The sequence below is a fragment of the Alteromonas sp. W364 genome (assembly GCF_031846205.1).
In the GTDB taxonomy this organism is placed as follows: Bacteria; Pseudomonadota; Gammaproteobacteria; order Enterobacterales; family Alteromonadaceae; genus Glaciecola; species Glaciecola blandensis.
In genome coordinates, this window is record NZ_JAVRID010000002.1 from 429,579 (window position 1) to 444,571 (window position 14,993).

General features: G+C 43.4%; 14 protein-coding genes. 9 read left to right on the plus strand and 5 right to left on the minus strand.

Annotation, left to right across the window (positions count from 1 at the left end):
- Window positions 1–32 precede the first annotated feature (32 nt).
- The 3 genes from RM556_RS04675 to RM556_RS04685 all read right to left on the minus strand — a co-directional run bounded on the left by RM556_RS04675 (window position 33) and on the right by RM556_RS04685 (window position 4,177).
- Window positions 33–2,327 carry a YgiQ family radical SAM protein gene (locus RM556_RS04675; protein WP_311373974.1) on the minus strand — a complete coding sequence of 765 codons (2,295 nt, stop codon included), beginning with the start codon at window positions 2,325–2,327 and terminating at the stop codon, window positions 33–35.
- A gap of 185 nt (window positions 2,328–2,512) precedes the next feature.
- Window positions 2,513–3,232, minus strand: coding sequence for an HAD family hydrolase (locus RM556_RS04680; RefSeq protein WP_311373975.1), 720 nt, complete (start codon window positions 3,230–3,232; stop codon window positions 2,513–2,515).
- A gap of 12 nt (window positions 3,233–3,244) precedes the next feature.
- Complete coding sequence (locus RM556_RS04685) at window positions 3,245–4,177, minus strand: aminotransferase class IV (RefSeq protein WP_311373976.1); 933 nt, start codon at window positions 4,175–4,177, stop codon at window positions 3,245–3,247.
- Window positions 4,178–4,294: 117 nt separating this feature from the next.
- On the opposite strand from RM556_RS04685, the gene RM556_RS04690 reads away from it, so the two are divergent.
- The 3 genes from RM556_RS04690 to RM556_RS04700 all read left to right on the plus strand — a co-directional run bounded on the left by RM556_RS04690 (window position 4,295) and on the right by RM556_RS04700 (window position 7,739).
- Window positions 4,295–4,831, plus strand: coding sequence for a hypothetical protein (locus RM556_RS04690; RefSeq protein ID WP_311373977.1), 537 nt, complete (start codon window positions 4,295–4,297; stop codon window positions 4,829–4,831).
- 62 nt (window positions 4,832–4,893) lie between these two features.
- Window positions 4,894–6,843 (plus strand): MFS transporter, encoded by a 1,950-nt coding sequence (locus RM556_RS04695; RefSeq protein WP_311373978.1) that lies wholly within the window; start codon window positions 4,894–4,896, stop codon window positions 6,841–6,843.
- A gap of 65 nt (window positions 6,844–6,908) precedes the next feature.
- Complete coding sequence (locus RM556_RS04700) at window positions 6,909–7,739, plus strand: hypothetical protein (RefSeq protein ID WP_311373979.1); 831 nt, start codon at window positions 6,909–6,911, stop codon at window positions 7,737–7,739.
- A 76-nt stretch (window positions 7,740–7,815) separates the two neighbouring features.
- On the opposite strand, the gene RM556_RS04705 is transcribed toward RM556_RS04700, so the two are convergent.
- The gene (locus tag RM556_RS04705) at window positions 7,816–8,397 is read right to left on the minus strand and encodes an outer membrane beta-barrel protein (RefSeq protein WP_311373980.1); all 582 of its coding nucleotides are present in this window, start codon (window positions 8,395–8,397) and stop codon (window positions 7,816–7,818) included.
- 562 nt (window positions 8,398–8,959) lie between these two features.
- Here RM556_RS04705 and RM556_RS04710 point away from each other — a divergent pair.
- Window positions 8,960–9,541 (plus strand): acyloxyacyl hydrolase, encoded by a 582-nt coding sequence (locus tag RM556_RS04710; RefSeq protein ID WP_311361367.1) that lies wholly within the window; start codon window positions 8,960–8,962, stop codon window positions 9,539–9,541.
- Between the two features lie 229 nt (window positions 9,542–9,770).
- Here the strand turns inward: RM556_RS04710 and RM556_RS04715 are convergent, their stop codons facing one another.
- On the minus strand, window positions 9,771–11,687 hold the full coding sequence (locus tag RM556_RS04715) for a hypothetical protein (RefSeq protein WP_311373981.1): 1,917 nt from the start codon (window positions 11,685–11,687) through the stop codon (window positions 9,771–9,773).
- 203 nt (window positions 11,688–11,890) lie between these two features.
- On the opposite strand from RM556_RS04715, the gene RM556_RS04720 reads away from it, so the two are divergent.
- The 5 genes from RM556_RS04720 to RM556_RS04740 all read left to right on the plus strand — a co-directional run bounded on the left by RM556_RS04720 (window position 11,891) and on the right by RM556_RS04740 (window position 14,965).
- Entirely contained in the window at window positions 11,891–12,439 is a 549-nt protein-coding gene (locus RM556_RS04720) for a DUF2780 domain-containing protein (RefSeq protein WP_311361369.1), read from the plus strand.
- A 21-nt stretch (window positions 12,440–12,460) separates the two neighbouring features.
- Window positions 12,461–12,991: a phosphoglycerate mutase family protein gene (locus RM556_RS04725; RefSeq protein WP_311361370.1), complete on the plus strand. Its 531-nt coding sequence runs from the start codon at window positions 12,461–12,463 to the stop codon at window positions 12,989–12,991.
- Window positions 12,991–13,596: a nicotinamide riboside transporter PnuC gene (pnuC, locus tag RM556_RS04730; RefSeq protein WP_311361371.1), complete on the plus strand. Its 606-nt coding sequence runs from the start codon at window positions 12,991–12,993 to the stop codon at window positions 13,594–13,596. The genes RM556_RS04725 and pnuC overlap by 1 nt, the downstream gene beginning before the upstream one ends.
- Window positions 13,597–13,608: 12 nt before the next feature.
- A complete protein-coding gene (locus tag RM556_RS04735; protein ID WP_311373982.1) occupies window positions 13,609–14,151 on the plus strand; it encodes an ATP-binding protein in 543 nt (180 codons plus the stop codon).
- A gap of 178 nt (window positions 14,152–14,329) precedes the next feature.
- Window positions 14,330–14,965: a hypothetical protein gene (locus tag RM556_RS04740; RefSeq protein ID WP_311361373.1), complete on the plus strand. Its 636-nt coding sequence runs from the start codon at window positions 14,330–14,332 to the stop codon at window positions 14,963–14,965.
- Window positions 14,966–14,993: the final 28 nt, after the last annotated feature.

Here is a 14,993-nt window from a genome sequence, read left to right on the forward strand (position 1 = left end):
ACCCCTTTTTATTTTAACTCTGACCCCTTTTTTTATTTACCGCGGCGGTGCTTCGGTTTGCCTTTGGTTTTTGGCTTGGCTTTTGACGCTTCTTCTGCCGCCTTGTTATGAGGCTGGTTGTCACTAAACCTTGTTAGGCCCTGCTGATGCTTTGGTGTTTTACCTTTCGCAACAGCTTTGTTCACAGAGCGTTTAGCGTAAGCGCGTTGCTCACTGCCTTTGAGTTCATTGCGGCTTTCAAAAGGTACTAGGCACTTGGCGCCATTACCTATTAAGTATCCTTTGCCCATTTCCGTTAACGCTCGGCGGATAAGTGGCCAGTTAGCGGGATCGTGATATCGCAAAAGTGCTCTATGCAGACGGCGACGAATATCTCCCTTAGGTACTTCAACCTCTTCACTTTTATGATTCACTTTGTGTATCGGGTTTTTATTGGTGTGATACATCGTTGTCGCGTTAGCCATTGGCGAAGGATAAAAGTTTTGTACTTGATCCAACTTAAAGTTTCTTTCTTTCAACCATAAGGCCAAGTTCAGCATATCTTCGTCGCTTGTCCCAGGGTGTGCCGAAATGAAATAGGGAATGAGAAACTGTTCTTTACCTGCTTCCTTGGTGTACTTATCGAACATTTCTTTGAAGCGGTCATAAGTGCCCATACCCGGCTTCATCATTTTATCTAATGGGCCTTTTTCAGTATGTTCAGGGGCTATTTTTAAATATCCGCCAACGTGATGAGTAACCAGTTCTTTAACGTAGTTCGGATCTTCAATGGCTAGGTCATAGCGAACGCCAGAGGCAATGAGTACTTTCTTCACGCCCTCGACTTCGCGTGCCTTGCGATACAGGTTTACGGTGGGTGTTTGGTCGGTATCTAGGTGACCACAAATATCTGGCCAAACACAAGATAATCGACGACAAGTTTGCTCTGCTTTTGCACTCTTGCATCGCAGTTTATACATATTCGCGGTTGGGCCACCTAGGTCGGATATCACACCAGTAAAACCTGGGACCTTGTCACGAATTTCTTCAATTTCACGAATAATAGATTCTTCAGAACGACTTTGAATAACTCGCCCTTCATGCTCAGTAATAGAGCAGAAAGTACACCCGCCGAAACAGCCTCGCATGATGTTGACCGACGTCTTTATCATATCGTAAGCCGGTATTTTGGCCTTACCATAACTAGGGTGCGGTACCCGTGCATAAGGCAAGTCGAAGATAGCATCCATTTCCTCAGTTTCTAAAGGAAATGCAGGAGGGTTTATCCAAACCAATCTATCGCCATGGCGCTGCGCCAATGCTCTAGCGCAACCAGGGTTGGTCTCTTGATGCAGTATCCTTGAGGTATGAGCGTAATGTGTTTTTTCAGCACGCACAACATCATAGGGCGGTAAGAGAACGTAGGTTTTTTCCCATGGTTTCACGCGTTTTGTTTTTGATGTGAAGGGCTGAACCACTATTGGTTTAGCTTTTTCAGCATCGATTGCTGCTTGCTTGTCTTCTTCCGATTGAATCGCACACTTGTCTTCAATTATTTCATAAGGACTAACAATCGGGTCTATTTTGCCGATCGTATCAACGTGTGTTGAGTTAACGCCTTGCCAGCCTGGCAGGGGTTCTTTTCTGATAACAGCGGTACCGCGAATGTCCTGCATTTGGTCGATAGTTTCGCCTGCAGCAAACCTGTGTGCCATTTCTAATAGGGGGCGCTCAGCGTTACCAAACATCAACATGTCTGCTTTCGAGTCAAACAAGACAGAACGCCTTACTTTATCTGACCAATAGTCATAGTGTGCAATGCGACGCAAACTCGCTTCTATCCCACCAATAACGACAGGTTTTTTGTAAGCTTCCTTACAGCGTTGGGTGTACACAGTTACCGCGCGATCGGGGCGCTTGCCACCTTCATTGCCTGCTGTGTATGCATCATCATGGCGAAGTTTACGATCAGCAGTGTAGCGATTGATCATTGAATCCATGTTACCGGCTGTCACACCGAAGAAAAGATTGGGTTCACCCAATTGCATGAAATCGTCTTTTGAATGCCAGTTTGGTTGAGAAATAATACCGACTCTGAAACCTTGTGCTTCTAAAGTGCGCCCAATAACCGCCATACCAAAGCTAGGATGGTCAATGTAAGCGTCGCCAGTCACAATAATGATATCGCAACTATCCCAACCGAGTTGGTCCATTTCTTTGCGAGACATTGGTAGGAATGGTGCGGGGTCGAAGCATTCAGCCCAATATTTGGGGAACGAAAACAGGCCTCGTTCAGCCTTCATCCTTGGCGTGTGTTTTTTTCGGGAAGCTGGCTGGATAGAAGGCATTCATTTCTCTTTCGTTGGTGTTACATTACAGTCATTGGTAGCGTGCAGCCAAATTGATAGCTGCGCTAATCAGGCATTCGAAAATGCTAGCGAGTGGCCATTATAATTGAAGGAGGATGGTATGACAGCAAAAAGATTCCCACCCCCGAAGCGTTTTAACGCTGCGGTGTCTGAAAAAGCTTACACTAACTAATCTTCGTTTTTAAATATTCATAATAGGGCATCACTTCGTCGACCACTTTTTGCTGTGACTTATTGAGTGTAAATGACGCTTCTTTTGGTTTTGCAAAACCAGTGGATGCTTCAACACTATGATACCAGTGACTTGCCCAAACACCGTCACTTTCACGCTTGCCTTTGCGCCAAGAAAGCATCTTATCTGAGAAAGGGATATCGAGACTGTCACACAGATGAGGAAGAGCGGTTTCTGGACTGGCTAGAATAGACGCTGAATCGATGACAGGTATTGGTCGCTCACTAAACTGACTGAAGTAGTCGTAGAGTTCTACTTGTCGGCGGATACCAATGTCGTTTGCTGTGCAGTCGCCCCTACTATTTGTGTACGAATTGACAACATAAGCGGGGTCTCTGATTAAAACGCAGTGACGCAGATTTTTTGCCCAAGCTAAGTCACACTCATTGAGCATATGCTGCGTCATGTGTTTTTGATATTGAACAGGCGTATCACACTTACCTTCACTCATCTCGTTCGCTACTTCATTATAAAATCGCGATTGCGAGCTGAGCACCTCCTCAAACATGGGGTGGGGGCTTTGAGTTTGTTGAAGATAATATGCATAAAACGGTTCATCGACGACGCTACAATCCTCCCTGTTTTCCCAACTTCGCATCATTGCTGTGGATATATTTCTTGGACCAGACCACATTGCTATTCGAATTGTCATGCTTTGGTTCTCCTAGCAAAGTTGTGTACGTTGATTTGCCGCGTGATCTGCTTCGATCATTTGTACATACAGGGCTTCTAATTTTTTGGTTAATTGGTTTGTACGTTTGCCAATCGCACGGCCATCTACTTCAGATACGGGTGTTAAGCCTGCAAAAGTACCGGTAATAAATGCTTCGTCTGCGGCATAAACATCAGCAAGTGTAAAATTGCGCTCGTAAACCGGAATGCCATGTTGTTTGCACACATTAATGACATTGCGTCGAGTGATACCATCTAAACAAAAATCACCAGAAGACGTCCATACTTCGCCGTCCCGCACAATAAAAAAGTGAGTGGAGTTACAAGTGGCGACAAAGCCATGAGGATCTAACATCAGGGCTTCGTCTACTTGTGCCTTAGCTGCTTGAATACAGGCAAATATACAGTTCAATTTGGAATGCGTGTTCAATTTTGGGTCTTGCACATCTGGGTAACCTCTGCGCACATGTGAGGTGAACAAGCGCACCCCTTCACCATCAGCTAAACCAAGTGCTTTCTTGTGCTCTGCAATAATTACAATAGTCGCAGGAGAAATAGTCACTCGAGGGTCTTGATAGGGCGTCGCTTTAATACCACGGGTCACCATCAGACGGATATGCACACCATCATGCATGTCGTTTGCCTTGCATGTATCGTAAATTCGTTTCACGAGATCTGTTTGACTGATGCCAATATCTATATCTAGGGCTTTTGCACCATCATAGAGTCGTCGCATATGTTGCTGAATAAATGCAAGGTGGCCTTGATGCAGTCGAATTCCCTCCCACACCCCATCGCCAAGGATAAAGCCACTATCAAATACTGATATTTTGGCTTCACTGCGAGGGAAGAGTTCACCGTTAATGTTAATCAAAATAGTCTCGTTGCGAGGATCGTCTTGATATTGGTGTGTACCTTTTGCCATTATTTATTTCCATGATATTTTTTATCTACGTTATGCAAATTGGCCGAGAAAATAAACATCTTTATTTTCATATACTGCGTAACAGACTTACGTTATTTATAAAAAAGAGGGAAGTGAGTGAAAACCTTAAGACAAGTTCTAAGCATTGCAGTATTAGCTTTGGCGATCAGTGCCTGTGCTAATTATAATTATCCGAGCCAAGTGCAATTGGGGGAGACACTCCCAGAGGCCAAAGGTCAGAGTCTTGAAGGTGAGACTGTGATCATACCTAAGGACTTCGCTGGCGAAATGACCTTACTTTTATTTGGCTACAAACAAGATTCTCAATTCGATATTGACCGCTGGTTGATTGGCCTAGATATGACCGAAACGCCGGTTAATGTTTACGAAATTCCTACAATCCAGGGTATGGCACCAAGAATGTTCAGCGGCTTTATCGACGAAGGCATGCGTAAAGGGATCCCGAAAGAATTATGGAAAGGTGTAATAACTGTTTACGAAGATGGTGACCAAATTCAACGTTACACTGGCAATCAAAACCCGAATAATGCCAGAGTGATGTTGCTGGACGCAGATGGAAAAATCTTGTATTTCTACGACCGTGGTTTTTCTGTTGATGCCTTAAAGGCAGTCAGAAATTTAGTGAAAAGTTAGGTCGTATTTATCTTGCTTAATGTGTAATCTAGGCTCTTCGCAGAAATATAGTACGGAATGCTATGCAAAACAAAGAACCTATTCACGGCGCTGACGCTACGAAAACAGCTCATCCATCAAGTGTCAGCGACCAAAGCGGCTTACTCAGCAGCAAACGTTTTTTACCTTTATTCGTTACGCAATTCTTTTCCGCACTGAATGACAACGTATATAAACAAGCGGTTTTACTTCTATTAATATTCCAAGCTGCGAGCGTCGCCGACGGTGCACTTTACTCTAACTTGGCCGCTGGTTTGTTTATTCTTCCTTTCTTCTTGTTTTCGGGGATGGCTGGCCAACTGGCAGAGAAAAATGAGAAATCGCGCCTGATCCGCATCATCAAGTTTTGTGAAATCCCGATTATGGTAATTGGTGCTATTTCTATTCTAACTCAGCTCATATGGCTTATGTTGGCAACAGTATTCTTAATGGGGTTGCAGAGCACCTTTTTTGGCCCATTAAAATACTCGATTCTGCCTCAACATGTTGCTCGCGATGAGCTTACCAAAGCAAATGGTTTAGTCGAATCTGGTACTTTCGTCGCCATATTATTAGGCACGATTTTTGGCACTTACTACATCACCCAAGAAGCGGGTCCGATGTATATCAGCATTGCAATCTTAGTGCTGGCCACTGTCGGTTTTATTAGTAGCCGATTTATTCCGCTTAGCCCAGCGAACGATCCAGAGCTAAATTTTACGTTTAATATTTTTTCTTCAACCAAAGACGTGTTTAAAACGCTGAACGCCCAGACTGAATCGGTAGGAAAGTCAGTTGTCGGCATCTCTTGGTTTTGGCTGATTGGGGCCATTATACTCACAGCCTTGCCTAACTATGTAAAGCACGAGATGGGCGGGGATGAACTCGTCGTGACAGCTGCCCTAGTGGTGTTTTCGTTGAGTATAGCGATAGGTTCTTTGCTGTGTGAAAAGCTGTCTCGTTCTCGAATCGAATTAGGTATTGTGCCGTTTGGCGCCATTTTGATTACCGTTTTTCTATTCCTACTGAGTCAAGAGCCTAACATTAGCGCTTATCGTGATGTCCCTGAAAGTCTGCTCACAGTGTCAGAGGTGTTTGCCAGCGGCGATATGATTTATCATCTTATTTGGATGGGGGCTATCGGTATTGCTGCAGGGTTCTACACGGTACCTTTATATGCATTGATTCAGCAGCGCACAGAGGAAAACAGTCGTTCGCGGGTCATTGCCGCAAACAACGTGCTCAATGCTTTGTTTATGGTCGGTAGTGCCATCATCAGCATCGTGACTCTATCTGTCTTAGAATGGAGCATTCCACAGCTATTGCTGCTACTTGCCGGTTTGAACCTTCTCATTTCTGTCTATATTTATACTAAAGTCCCTGAGTTTTTCCTTCGTTTCGTTATTTACATGCTTGCTATTTGTATGTATCGAGTTCGCACTAAAGGTGAAAAGAATATTCCGGATGAAGGTCCCGCTGTCATCATTGGGAATCATGTGAGCTTCGTGGATTGGATGTTTATTCTAGCAGCCTCCCCACGGCCTATTCGTTTTGTTGTATTTGCCCCAATCTACTATTCAAAGTCCTTGCATTGGTTGTTCAAGATGGCGAAAGCAATTCCAATTGATAGTGAAAAGGCTAATCCTGTCGCATTTCAACGCGCATTCGATGACGTTGCTCATGCGCTGGAGCGTGGTGAGCTAGTGGGCATATTCCCTGAAGGTAAATTAACGGGTGATGGCAGTATTGATACTTTTAGACGGGGAATAGAAAGAATTATTTCGCGAAGTCCTGTGCCGGTTGTTCCTTTGCACCTAGGTGGTTTATGGGGCAGCATGTTTTCACGCAAAACCAAGTGGCGTCTGCCTCGATTGCGTTGGTCGTTAGTGTCAGTAAGTATCGGTGAAGCCGTGGCACCTAAGGATGTGGAGGCTGATGCATTAAGAGCCAAAGTCATCGCCTTAAAAGAAGAGCATTCGCCAGATATAGATTAGCTTTTGTTTGCTTTTTGTACAATACTAAGCCTTATGTGCCAAAACCCACACAAGGATGTACGAAAATGCAAAACACAGTATTCCACTATAGAACCCTCAGAACACTGATTGGTCTCGCTGCTTTCGCGATCATCATTTTATGTGTCATTCTTTACCATGTGAACGCCTCTGCCGAGGTTGAGACGGCTGCTTATCCCACGAGCTTAAGTTTAACTTATCACTTAGGCTCAAGAGATGTGTTTGTGGGTATCCTATTTATTGTTGGTTCATTTTTATTGGCTTACAAAGGGCACACGTCTTCAGAGAGGAAAGTGGCTTCGTTGGCAGCTATATTCGCCGCATCAGTCGCTCTTTTCCCCACAAGTATGGACAAACTTTGGGTGGTTGAGAACGGTTTTGTTATCGATCAGCGTGTATGTGAAGCGCCTTACTCATTAGAAGAGCTAAGGGCGCTGGCGCCAGACGATGATAGAAAGTATTGCAATGCAAGTCTGGTGAGCGCTGCCCCGACCATTCATATGGTGGCTGCGGTTCTGTTGATTCTCAGTCTTATTTATTTTTGCCGAGTGTTTTACCTGAGAGCTGGGCGAAAGTTAAAGCTCGCGGGGCTTAGCACTAAAGATAAAAGCACCTTGAAAAGCCGAATTTTAATCTATAAAGCGTGCTTAGTTGCCATGGTCGTGTCTATTCCCTTGTTTATTGGAATTGCTTATTTTGTCCCAACTTTCGATACAGCGGTGTTTTGGATAGAAGTGGTTTGTTTATCGGCATTTGGCGTTTCTTGGCTCGTTGCCGGAAAACAACTCATCTTGAAGCTGCCAAACAAAGACGATGAGGGCGATGAAGAAGATCGCTTGAGTTACGCAGTAGACAAATTAACTCAAGAGGCGAAATAAAAAATGAAAAGGGACTGTGAGTTAGTATTCACAGTCCCTTCAATTTAAGACTATCAGCTATTTGGTATCAAACAGCTTAGAAAGAATAGCGAACTGATACTGAAAGCTGTTCACCATCATCGTTTGTTGATACACCAGCGCCCAGTGCTAGTTGCTCATTTAAGTAATAGTGGCCACTTAAACTAAGCGTGTTGTCGCTAAAATCACCAAAACGTTCGTGAGCAAGAGATGCATCCACTTCAATTTCATCAGATAAACGAGCGCGAGTACCTACCTTATACACTGTACCATCGTCATCAGCTTCGAAGTCGTTCACTTCCACATTGATTGATCTGCGACCGATTGAACCATAGATATCAGTGGTTCTTGTAATACCGTAGCGATAACCAATGTTGATATCGAAGTTTGTGATATCAAAATCACTACCGTCTACATCATCAGTCAGGAACCTATATTTTCCGTCGATGAAAATGTTGTCTGTGAGCAAGTATGAACCCTTTAAACCAAAGCCAAATGGTGCAAGCTCGTCTGTATCATCAATATCGAACTTTTCAAGTGAACCCTCTACAAAATTCCAGTCTGGAGATTCAGCCGCCAGCACTGCAGGTGAAGAGATAGTCGCAGTAATTAGAAGAAGTGACGCTAATGTAGTTTTCATATATTTCCTTATTGGATAAAAGTGTGATGCAAGGTTGCAATGCATCATGTTGTTTTCGATAAGGATAATAGGGCGAGATGCCTGAACGATAACTGAATTAAAAATGAATTTTACCTGAATAGTAAAACTTAGATCCCCACCTTCGTGGGGGCGACGGTTTTCTCATCATCGTCATTCCTGCGAAGGCAGGAATCTAATTGGTAATAAGTACAAAGTAAAACCTGAATAGTAAAACTTAGATCCCCACCTTCGTGGGGACGACGAGGTTGTCACCGCTGCAGCTTAGATCCCCACCTTCGTGGGGATGACGGTATTGTGGGGATGACGGTATTGTGGGGATGACGGCTTTCTTATCATCGTCATTCCTGCGAAGGCAGGAATCTAATTGGCATAAGTACAAAGTAAAACCTTACAATTAGTTTACTTTTGTATTATATGTTCCAAAAAATAATAATTTTGAATCAAAACGTCCATTTATAAACACTAAAATTTACCCCATTGATAGAGCAAGACTTAACACATTTTAATTTGCTACTCCGCGGTAGCGCTATCTGGGGAAATGATGAAATCTAATCTTTTACAGTTTTTTAAACACTTTATTGTCGCACTTACTTTCTTTGCAGGGGTTTTGGCAAGTACCTATTCTTTTGCAACTGCAAGCCTTGACTCGGATATTAGCAAATATGCCGTATCGGCTGGCTATATCCACGGCGAAGGTGATGTTCGGGGAATAAAAATCGCGCTGCAATATCATAGCGATTACTTGCAACAATATAATTCAAATCTGAATCTATACTTTGAAACTAGCGTTAACTTCTGGGAATACGGCGTTGAAAACAACTATGACAGCAATTTTGTTCTAGCATTATCACCAGTATTTGAATATCAGTTCTCAGAGTATAAATCGAATCCAATCTTCGTTGAGTTCGGAATAGGTGTGTCCCTTTTAGATGATACTCGCTTTGCTGGTAAAAATGTTAGTACACACTACCAGTTCGAAGATCGTCTCGGTATTGTGATGAAGTTTGGTAAGAACAAGCGTGATTCAATCGCCTTGCGCTATTTACACTACTCGAATGCAGGCTTTAAAAGACCGAACCCGGGTTTAGATTTCATTAGCTTGGCGTATACAGCGTTTTTATGATCTAGGTCTCCGCCTTCGCGGGGATGACGGAAGAGCGGAGATGACGGAAGGGTTTAGGTCCCCGCCTTCGCGGGGATGACGGAAGAGCGGAGATGACGGAAGGGTTTAGGTCCCCGCCTTTGCGGGGATGACGGAAGAGCGGGGATGACGGAAGGGTTTAGGTCCCCGCCTTTGCGGGGATGACGGAAGTGCGGGGATGACGGAAGAGCGGGGATGACGATGGTTTTGCTTAGGGTTGCTTGGTATCGTCGCCTGATGCATCTTTAGGAGCATCTTGCTCTGCTTCGGCTTGTGCCTCTTCATTGCGCAAATAGCCAGCGGCTTCTTCGTCTTCCTTCAAGTCCAAACGACTATCAATCGAACCACTCTCGAATGCTCGAGATTGTTGATTGATTTGGTGAATTTGACTCGCATTAGATAAATCACGTTCGTTAGTGATCGCAGCAATTGCTTCACGTTCGCGTAAGAAGCCTTTGATTTCATCGACGATCGCCGCCATTTCCTGCTCATTTTTGGTCATGGACATTATAAAGCGTGGTTGCTCTAGGTTCTTCATGCCGCTAGTAGCAAAAATTGAAGTTTTGATGCGAGAGGTGATTACCCAAGGTGTGATACTTGAACGCACAACCGTATTTTCTGAGCGGGTGCTGTCATGAATGGACATACCGGTAGAAAGTTTCGACTCTGTATAAGTCCCTTCGGTTTTTAAATACATCAATAAAGAAGTAAAGTGCATTTCGCCCCAGAAGAGGTGAGATGCCGCATCGAGTATCTTTGATGCACTTTTAAACGTTAACCATGCGAACAAAGTAAATAACCCGCCGCTTACTGCTTGCAATAGCAGCGTTAGGTTTTCGTCTGTGCCAAGGGCTTTGTGGTCATTGTAAGCGCCAATGGTGTCGATAACGTTTTGGCCCAAGAAATAGAATGACACAGCGCTAGCGATAAAGAATATTTGCCCAACGAGCGATAAGATACTTTTCTTGCCGTCTTGCTGGGTATTATTTTCTTCTTCTGCCAGAGCCGGTTGTGTTTCTATCAGCAATTCGCCATTGAAGCTACCTTTACCATCTGACTGTTCGTTAAGTTGCGGGTCAAATTCGCGGTAGATACGGTTTGGCATTTCTTTATAGCGGCGATTCGCCAATACGATATTTTCGATATTGATGAATATTTCGTTAGGATGAACAGACTCTTGCATGTTTTCACGGTATTCACTCACCTCTGTTTGCGGAGCAGCCTTGGCCATTCTTGCGAATAAGAGTGGGAGTACAGCACCTAACACTGCAATAGTAGAGATCGCCAACAGACCTAAGTTGCCCCAAGCGCTGAATATGCCACTTGCCTCAGTAAATACTTCTTTCGTGTTGTCACTAACGCTGAGCCATTCATCGAGGTATATACCGGCAATGACGGGAACCAGGATCGATAAAGCAAGCAAGCCACCAAAAGATGCGCCGCCAGCACTTTTCAGAACAGTCTCTCGGTTTGAGTTGATAGCTCTGGCAGCAGATGACCACGTGACCACCAAATAAAGAAGTAGTAAAACACCCATGATAGGCAAAGCAAACAGCTGCGCAGTTTCACCAGCTAAGCCCGTGGTGACAACAAAAAACACGATCAAAAACGACAAGATACCCGTTAAGAAGTTAATGGTAACGCCCGCTATTTCTTGCGCCATTTTACGCAAAGGGTAGGGTAGGAATGTGAGTTTTGGGAAAATAGAGTGCACAAATCGGCCTAAGAAGCCAACCGGTTCGATGAATGTCGTATTTTTACGACCCATCATCATGGAGTGAAGAGACTTTGCACTATAAAGAAGTGCCGGCTTCTCCATTTTCGCTGAATCTTGCTCAGAGCGAGATAAGTTGAATGCTAAAGATGTTGGTACCGAGCGACCAACGAAATATCTAAATAGTTGGAAGAAGCCAACACCTGTGTGTCTAGCACCACTAACTAACAAATAAAAACCGATAATTGCGTAAGTCCAACCAATTATTTTGTCTTCTTTCAACGCGCCTGATACTTGAATTAGCGTATATACGCCAATTAAGGCGACAAGCGTTCCGGCAATAGCTTTAAACAATCCCTCTTTTTTAAAGGGGTTTTTGATTCCGAGGGTTTGTGAGCCAAAATCATATGCCATCTAAGGATTCCTTTGTAATAAATGGAGAAGTCGCTAAGTATGCCTAAGTTACTGGCAGGTGAAAAGGCTAAAAAAGCAATATCCCAAGCTTTTGTTTTCCATTATAATAGTAGGACAGCGCAAGGCCTTTAGCGGGCTGGAATCTTATCTCGATAATTCAAAAGTTGTACCGGATTACACCTAATTATAAAAAAGGAACTACCATGAAAAAAATTACCTCTCTATTGCTCGCCGCAAGCTTAACTTTTTCCGCATCTTCGCATGCTGAAGAGGGTTGGTTCGACTCTTTCAAAAGCATGCTCGGTTTTGGCGATAGCGCTGAAGAAGTTGCCGTACCTGAAATGCCAAGTATCGATGGTATGTTGGGCGCGCTGACTGAAAATCTAGGTGTTACCAGTGAACAAGCAGAAGGCGGCTTAGGTTCAATCATGAACTACGTTAAGAATAATGTATCAAGTGAGTCATTCGGCGATTTGAGCGCGTCATTACCTGGCTTAGACCAAGTGTTGAACTCAGTGCCAGACATTAAAGAACTAGGTTCGTCAGATGGCATATCAGGCCTTTTAAACAAAGCGTCTGAATACAGCGACTCTTTGAAGGGAATAAATGAATTAAAACAACAGTTTGAAGCCCTAGGCTTGAAACCGGAAATGATCACAGACTTCATTGAACAAGCAAAAGCTTATCTTGATACTGAACAAGGTCAAGAAGCGAAGAAAATGCTAACTGAAAGTTTTTCATCTCTAATTTAAATTCATTAGGTGGTAAATAGAATGAAACGAGTAAAACAGCAGCCGTTGATACTGCTTGTCAGTACTTTTTTGCTGTTAGTAGTTAGCTCGACGAAGTTAATGGCCGCTGATATTTACTTGATCCGTCATTTTGAAAAACAAAAGCAGAGTACCTCTGTCGACGTGCCTAACAAGGCGCGTCCTGACAAAGGTCCCTCGCTAACTCAAATAGGCGTGAACAAAGCTGAGAGCTTAGCTGAATTCTTGAAAGATAAGAATATTCGTTTTATTTACTCCACTGACTACACCCGCACTTTTCAGTCCGCTTTGCCTTCTTCTATGCGTTTGGATATAGCTGTTACGCTTTATTCGCCGAAAGACCTGGCTAGTTTTGCAGATGAATTGAAAGCGCTTGATGGCAATGTTTTAGTTCTTGGGCACAGCAATACAACACCGCAGCTTCTTTCGTTATTAGGCGGCCCTGACAAAACCCTCAGTGAAAAAGACTATGGCGATCTGTTTATTATTACGCAAGATGGCCAGCGTTTTCGCCATGTTGTCATAGAGGAATAATGAGCTTTAACGAATTTGTCAGCGGCTTTTTTGGCAGCAATACAATTGAAATAAGTGCCGCGATATGCGGTTTTATTTGTTTGGTGTTGCTTATTCGCGGGAATATTTGGAATTTTGCGTTTGGCTTTGTTCAAGTCACACTGTACGTGTGGGTGTTTTATCAAGCAAAGCTATACTCTGACGCTGGTTTGCACGTGGTGTACATGGCATTGCAGATTTATGGTTGGTGGCAATGGTCGCAACATTTACACACTAAAACGACGGTGAATGTCGAGACGATTTCGGCGAAGCATTTAACCATTTTCCTTGGTATTTCTCTGGTCTCCTTTTTATTGCTTGGTACTGCAATGAAGCAGTATACAGATGCGAGCTTTGCTTATGCCGATGCGTTCACAACCTGTGTGAGCTTAGTGGCGTTTTTCATGATGACAAGGCGATATATATTAAATTGGGCGTTCTGGATTGTGGTCGATATTGTCGCAATTTACGTTTATCTTCAAAAAGCCCTTTATCCAACAGCCATATTATATGCTTGTTTTTTGATTATGGCGTGCGTAGGCCTTTACGCTTGGCATCAACAAAGCAAACAACAATTAAAGAATTAAACGAGTTTATTTTTGAATACATTAGCTTCAAATCCCGTAAAAAAAGTCGTTTTTATGGGCGCACCTTCCACCGGAAAATCGACTATCTGCCAAGCTGCTGCTAAGTACTTCAATACTAAGCATGTTGATGAGTTCGGTCGCACATATTGGGAACAAAATCAGTCTAATCGTCGCTTGAGTCCTGAACAGTTACTGTATATCGCGCAAGAACATATCGCGATTGAAGAACGCACGATTGTTGATGCAAACTCGTATCTATTTGTCGATACAAACGCACTAACAACCTGGCATTTTGCTTTGGATTATCATGACTCAGCACTCCCTGAACTTAGTCGACTTGCCGACGAGAGTAAAGCACGCTACGACCATGTTTTTTTATGTGCAGATGATATTCCTTTTGAGGATACTTGGGAGCGCTCAGGCGATGTAAAACAGAAAGCATTCCAAGACTTCATTTCAAATGAGCTTGTTAAGCGTAAGATCAAATTCACGGTGCTCTCAGGCAGCGTCGAAGAACGCCTTCAAACCATCATTACCACTTTAGAAAGCAACTAAACAATACCGCTGATCTCAGAATGTTAGCGAGAATTGAGCTTATACTATAAAAATGTAAGCGCTTGCATTTTTCTTCACAAATTGTTTACATTAGCGTGAGGCACATAAACGTCGGTGCCCAAAAACAATTAAACATACAACAACAATAAAATATTGTGAAAAGTGAATGGACAAAACAATGCACAGCATAATTAAAATAATATTGGGCGCTGGACTATTGCTCACCCAAAGCGTTTTGGGTGCCGCTCTTGCTGCAGATAAATCAAAAGAGGTTGATTTGATTTACAGCAAATTGGTTTCAGCTCTGCCGAAAGATGGCGCAATCATGATTTCTCCCTATGCAGATAGTTTGCAAACCTTTGGCGAAAATATTCAAGCTGCCTTTAATAGAGAAAGCGATGCTCTCGGTGGTGTCGCTTTGGAAGTGAAAACCAATCTTAGCAAAAACCCATGGGATGCTGGCATATTCAATGTGCTAGGCGCGCCTATTGAAAAAGGTGATGTGATCTACATGGCATTTTTTGCCAAAGCACTAGCACTGCCAAGCGAGGACGACGCGGCAGTCATAAAGAACGTAGGCGTTCAAAAAGGTTCTGAGCCCTATACTACCGTTATTGGTCGTGATTTTAATCTCACCACAACTTGGCAAAGTTTTGCACTAGCTGGGGTCGCGAAGGAAAGCTACGATGCCAAAACAACACAGGTTTCAATGCAAATAGCGACGGGTAATTTTGAACTGGCTGTTGGACCGGTATTTGTGTTCAACCTTGGAAAAGATGTCGATCCAACAGTTTTGCCTTTTATCACGAAATAGAATTACCAGGAAATAGACATATCACAAA

Coding starts and splice junctions, on each gene's coding strand:
- RM556_RS04675 (WP_311373974.1), bottom strand. CDS start 2,327: ATGCCTTCTATCCAGCCAGCTTCCCGAAAAAAACACACGCCAAGGATG.
- RM556_RS04680 (WP_311373975.1), bottom strand. CDS start 3,232: ATGACAATTCGAATAGCAATGTGGTCTGGTCCAAGAAATATATCCACA.
- RM556_RS04685 (WP_311373976.1), bottom strand. CDS start 4,177: ATGGCAAAAGGTACACACCAATATCAAGACGATCCTCGCAACGAGACT.
- RM556_RS04695 (WP_311373978.1), top strand. CDS start 4,894: ATGCAAAACAAAGAACCTATTCACGGCGCTGACGCTACGAAAACAGCT.
- RM556_RS04700 (WP_311373979.1), top strand. CDS start 6,909: ATGCAAAACACAGTATTCCACTATAGAACCCTCAGAACACTGATTGGT.
- RM556_RS04705 (WP_311373980.1), bottom strand. CDS start 8,397: ATGAAAACTACATTAGCGTCACTTCTTCTAATTACTGCGACTATCTCT.
- RM556_RS04710 (WP_311361367.1), top strand. CDS start 8,960: ATGAAATCTAATCTTTTACAGTTTTTTAAACACTTTATTGTCGCACTT.
- RM556_RS04715 (WP_311373981.1), bottom strand. CDS start 11,687: ATGGCATATGATTTTGGCTCACAAACCCTCGGAATCAAAAACCCCTTT.
- RM556_RS04720 (WP_311361369.1), top strand. CDS start 11,891: ATGAAAAAAATTACCTCTCTATTGCTCGCCGCAAGCTTAACTTTTTCC.
- RM556_RS04725 (WP_311361370.1), top strand. CDS start 12,461: ATGAAACGAGTAAAACAGCAGCCGTTGATACTGCTTGTCAGTACTTTT.
- pnuC (WP_311361371.1), top strand. CDS start 12,991: ATGAGCTTTAACGAATTTGTCAGCGGCTTTTTTGGCAGCAATACAATT.
- RM556_RS04740 (WP_311361373.1), top strand. CDS start 14,330: ATGCACAGCATAATTAAAATAATATTGGGCGCTGGACTATTGCTCACC.